General features: G+C 71.5%; 5 protein-coding genes and 1 tRNA gene. 3 read left to right on the forward strand and 3 right to left on the reverse strand.

Annotated elements, in window-relative coordinates; all coding sequences use genetic code 11:
- Positions 1 to 29: 29 nt before the first annotated feature.
- Entirely contained in the window at positions 30 to 515 is a 486-nt protein-coding gene (locus tag ABD106_RS11850) for a hypothetical protein (RefSeq protein ID WP_343920592.1), read from the reverse strand.
- 103 nt (positions 516 to 618) lie between these two features.
- On the opposite strand from ABD106_RS11850, the gene ABD106_RS11855 reads away from it, so the two are divergent.
- From ABD106_RS11855 to ABD106_RS11865, 3 genes are read left to right on the forward strand one after another with little or no spacing between them, the layout of a single operon-like run.
- Positions 619 to 2,139, forward strand: a complete 1,521-nt coding sequence (locus tag ABD106_RS11855) for a malate:quinone oxidoreductase (protein WP_343920594.1) — start codon at positions 619 to 621, stop codon at positions 2,137 to 2,139.
- Between the two features lie 54 nt (positions 2,140 to 2,193).
- The gene (locus tag ABD106_RS11860; RefSeq protein WP_343920596.1) at positions 2,194 to 2,778 is read left to right on the forward strand and encodes a helix-turn-helix transcriptional regulator; all 585 of its coding nucleotides are present in this window, start codon (positions 2,194 to 2,196) and stop codon (positions 2,776 to 2,778) included.
- Positions 2,779 to 2,780: 2 nt separating this feature from the next.
- On the forward strand, positions 2,781 to 3,374 hold the full coding sequence (locus ABD106_RS11865) for a thymidine kinase (RefSeq protein ID WP_343920598.1): 594 nt from the start codon (positions 2,781 to 2,783) through the stop codon (positions 3,372 to 3,374).
- Positions 3,375 to 3,520: 146 nt separating this feature from the next.
- Here the strand turns inward: ABD106_RS11865 and ABD106_RS11870 are convergent.
- Together ABD106_RS11870 and ABD106_RS11875 are read right to left on the reverse strand one after the other, a co-directional pair.
- Positions 3,521 to 3,597 (reverse strand) — tRNA-Pro (locus tag ABD106_RS11870).
- A 45-nt stretch (positions 3,598 to 3,642) separates the two neighbouring features.
- Positions 3,643 to 4,522, reverse strand: an 880-nt coding sequence (locus tag ABD106_RS11875) for a metallophosphoesterase (protein ID WP_343920600.1), incomplete at its 5' end; no start/stop codon positions are given.

Below are 4,522 nucleotides of genomic sequence, written 5' to 3' on the forward strand. Positions count from 1 at the left end.
GTCCCGCCCTCTGCTGTCTGCCGCTCGGATCAGATCGAGCGGTCCTGCTCCGGGTCGTCGTCGACGATGCCTCCGGTCTCGGCCGGGACCTCCGTCGAGCCGGTCGCGTCCGAGCCCGAGTCGACGGTGCTGCCGTCGCTCGTCACCTCGACCCACTCCTCGGCGGGCGAGGGACCAGCGGTCGTCGCCTCAGTGGTCGAGGACTCAGGGGTGGAGGACTCGGGCGTGGCGAGCGCAGCCGCCTGGCCCGAGACGGGCTCCGCGGCGGAGGATCCCTCCGACGCCTCGGGGGAGGAGTCGTCGGATGCGTCGCCGAACGTGCCGCCGCCGCCCGCGCGGGCATCCCCATCGACATCGCTGCCGACCTTCGAGCCGACCCAGTGGCGAGCGTCCGCCGCCTTCTCGCCGAGCGACTGGCCGGCGCCCTGCGCCTGGTCGCCGAGGTGCTCGGCCTTGTCCTTGACCCACTCGGCCGCGCCGCCGAGCTTGTCCTTCGCGTCGTCCAGCAGTCCCATGTCGGGCTCCTCTCGTCCGGTGTCGACGCGCCCATGCTAGGCCGCGTTGCTCCGCGTGGGATCCGCGCGAACGGGGTACACGAGGAAGTCGTAGACTCGGGGCGTGACGAAGACCATCGATGTCGCCCTGATCGGCGGCGGGATCATGAGCGCGACGCTCGGCGCGCTCCTGCACCGCCTCGAGCCCGAATGGACCATCGAGGTCTTCGAACGACTGCCCAAGGTCGGCGAGGAGTCGTCGAACCCTTGGAACAACGCCGGCACCGGCCACGCGGCGCTCTGCGAGCTCAACTACACGCCCGAGGGTCCCGACGGCTCGATGTCGAGCGCGAAGGCCATCGACATCAACGAGCAGTTCCAGCTCTCCCGGCAGCTGTGGGCCTCGTTCGTCGAGGACGGCACGCTGCCCGACCCGCGCGGCTTCATCTCGCCCACCCCGCACATGACCTTCGTATGGGGCGAGCAGAACGTCGACTTCCTGCGTCGGCGCTGGGAGCTGCTCAAGGACGAGCCGCTCTTCGCCGGCCTCGAGTACAGCGAGGACGCCGAGGTCATCCGCACCTGGGCGCCCTCCCTCATCCCCGGCCGGAAGAAGTCGCAGCCGATCGCCGCGACCCGGTCGACCGACGGCACCGACGTCGACTTCGGAGCCCTGACCCGGATGCTGCTCGAGCGGCTGCAGGCCGACGGCGCGAAGGTGCACACCGACACGAGCGTCACCGGGCTCAAGCGCCAGGCCGACGGCACGTGGCGACTCAAGGTTCGCCAGGAGGTGGGTCGCAACCCGGCGCAGCTCCAGGCGCGATTCGTGTTCGTCGGCGCGGGCGGCGGCGCGCTCAAGCTGCTCCAGCAGGCGAAGATCCCGGAGGCGAAGGGCTTCGCCGGGTTCCCCATCACGGGCGCGTTCCTGCGTACCGACAACCCCGACGTCGTCGCGCAGCACGACGCGAAGGTCTACGGCAAGGCGAGCGTCGGCGCCCCGCCCATGTCGGTGCCGCACCTCGACACCCGCGTCGTCGACGGCGAGGCGAGCCTGCTGTTCGGCCCATACGCGGGCTTCAGCCCGAAGTACCTCAAGACCGGCTCGTACACCGACATGTTCGAGACGATCAAGACCCACAACATCTGGCCGATGGTGCGAGCCGGTCTCGCCAACCTCGACCTCGTCGGCTACCTCGCCGGCCAGGTGTTCGCGTCTCGGGCCCAGCGCCTCGACGCGCTCCGCGAGTTCATGCCGAACGCCCGTGACGAGGACTGGCGCCTCATCACGGCCGGCCAGCGGGTGCAGGTCATGAAGAAGGATCCCGAGAAGGGCGGCGTGCTGCAGTTCGGCACCGAGGTCGTCACCGGAGCCGACGGCACGATCGCCGGTCTCCTCGGCGCCTCGCCCGGCGCATCCACCGCCGTCCACATCATGCTCACCATCTTCGAGCGCTGCTTCCCCGAGCAGATGCCCCGATGGCGAGACACCATCCGGGAGCTGATCCCCAGCTACGGCACGAAGCTCAACGCCGACCCGGGTGCTGCGCGCGAGAGCCTCTCGCGCACCGCGCGCGTGCTGCGACTGGTCGAGGAGCCCGAGCGCCAGCTCGAGGCTGCCGGCTCAGCCGCCGCAAGCGCCTGACCCAGGAAACCTATGCAACCCCCACCCGCACCCGTCGAGGGTGCACCCCGCAGCGTGAGCGTCGTCGCCGACGCCTCGCGCAGCGCGGCGCTGCGAGAGGCGATCGGTGCCCATCCGTCGCTGCACCTCGCGGCCGTCGCCCCGCGATTCGCCTCGCTCGTCGTCGCCGCCGGGTTCCCGGGTGATGTCGTCGTGCTCGCCGAGGAGCCGGGCCACCCTCTGCTCGCCCACGCACGCACCGTCGTGGCGGCCGGCGCGGCAGTCGTCGTCCACGCCGATGCTGAGGCCGAGCTGCTGGAGTCGCTCGAGTCGCTCGGTGCCGTCGTGCTCTCGAGCGCCGAGTCGGCAGCCGCCGTCGCGGCCCACATCGCTGCCGCAAGTCACGTGCGCCGCTCCCGGCGCAGGCCGGCCCGGGGGCCCGCCGATCGTCGGCCGCGGCTGTCCTCCGGCGAGCGTCGCGCGCTCGCGCACTACGTCCAAGGCCTCACGACCGTGCAGGTCGCATCCGAGATGGGTGTCGGCTACGAGACCGCGAAGACGTTCCTCCGCCGCGTGCGCGCGAAGTACGCCGCCGTGGAGCGCCCGGCGGGCAAGCGCGCCGAGCTCATCGTCCGCGCTGAAGAGGACGGCATCCTCTAGCGGTGGCGAAGCTGTACTTCCGCTACGGGGCGATGAACTCCGGCAAGTCGACGGGGCTGCTCCAGGCCGCATTCAACTATGAGGAGCGCGGGCAGCGCGTGCTGCTGGCGAAGCCCGCCACCGACACGAAGGGTGAGCGCGAGGTCGTCTCGCGACTCGGCATGACGCGGGAGGTCGACGTCGTCGTCGGCCCCGACGAGTCGGTGCTCGAGGCGTTCGAGGATGCCGCCGCTCGCGAGGATGCCGCGGTCGCGTGCCTGCTCGTCGACGAGGCGCAGTTCCTGCAGCCGTCGCAGGTCGACGAGCTGCTGCGCATCGCGGTCGAGCGCGGCGTGCCGGTGCTGGCCTACGGCATCCGCACCGACTTCCTGACGCACGCGTTCCCGGGCTCGGTGCGGCTGCTCGAGCTCGCGCACTCGCTCGAGGAGCTGAAGACCATCTGCCGCTGCGGCCGCAAGGCGCTGTTCAACGGCCGCAAGGTGGGGGAGCGCTTCGTCTTCGACGGCGACCAGGTCGCGATCGACGGCGAGGCCGTCACCTACGAGTCGCTCTGCGCGACGTGCTACCTCGAGGAGTCCGGCGGCCGCCTGGGCTGACCCCGCCCTACGCTGGTCGAGCAGCTGCCGGCGCAGCCGGCCGTGACATCCGCTGGTCGAGCAGCAGCCGGCGCGCCGGCCGCGAGTCGAGACCATGCCCGACGCACGCATGAAGGCCCCCACCTCTCGGTGGGGGCCTTCATCTCTGGTCGGGGTGACAGGATTTGAACCTGCGACCTCGTCGTCCCGAACGACGCGCGCTACCAAGCTGCGCCACACCCCGATGTCGCGATCCGCAGCCTGGGCCCCGGTGTGCAACCGGACCAGTCTACCCGATGTCGCGAGGCAGGAGCGACACGACGACCGCCTCCGGCGGGGTCCCCAGTCGGAACGGCGCGAAGATCGACGAGCCGATGCCCTGCGACACGTTGAGCGGCGCCGAGCGGTCGTCGTGCGACCACGAGCTGAGCCCCGAGGCCTGCTCGCGCGGGATGTCGCAGTTGGTCACGATCGCGTGCCCGCCCGGCACCCGCACCTGGCCGCCGTGCGTGTGCCCCGCGAGGATCGCGTCCGCGCCGAGGTCGACGAACGCGTCGAGGATGCGTCGGTACGGCGCGTGCGTCACACCGAGCGTGACGCGCGGCACGTCGCCGAGTGCCTTGCGCATCCGCGAGATCGCGGCCTCGGTCTCGTCGAGCCGGTCCCAGTGGCGGTGCGCGTCCGAGACGCCGAACGCGGCGATCGTCGTGCCCCGCACCTCGATCGCGCGAGCGGTGTTGTTGAGGCCGAGCCACCCGAGATCGTCGAACGCGCGCTCGAGCCCGGCGGTGTCGAGCCGCTCGATGTCGCCGGCGGACGCGAGCTTCGACGGCCCGCCGAAGTAGCGCAGCGGGTTCTTCAGCACCGGTCCGAACACGTCGTTCGAGCCGTGCACGTAGAACCCGGGCACGCCCTGGAACACGCGCAGCGCATCCGCGAGAGCGGGGAGGGCGGCGCGGTGCCCGAGGCTGTCGCCCGTGTTGACGATCAGGTCGGGCTCGAGCGTCGCGAGCCCCTCGAGCCAGTCGAGCTTCGTCGACTGCCACGGCGCGAGGTGGATGTCGGCGAGGTGCAGGAGCGTGATGGGCCGGGCACCCGCAGGCAGCACCCGCAGCTGCTCGGTGCGGATCCGGAAGGCGCGCGGCTCGATCGCGGTCGCGTAGGCGGCG

Origin of the sequence: Agrococcus citreus, assembly GCF_039527715.1 — a bacterium.
In the GTDB taxonomy this organism is placed as follows: domain Bacteria; phylum Actinomycetota; class Actinomycetes; order Actinomycetales; family Microbacteriaceae; genus Agrococcus; species Agrococcus citreus.

Coding starts and splice junctions, on each gene's coding strand:
- ABD106_RS11850 (WP_343920592.1), bottom strand. CDS start 515: ATGGGACTGCTGGACGACGCGAAGGACAAGCTCGGCGGCGCGGCCGAG.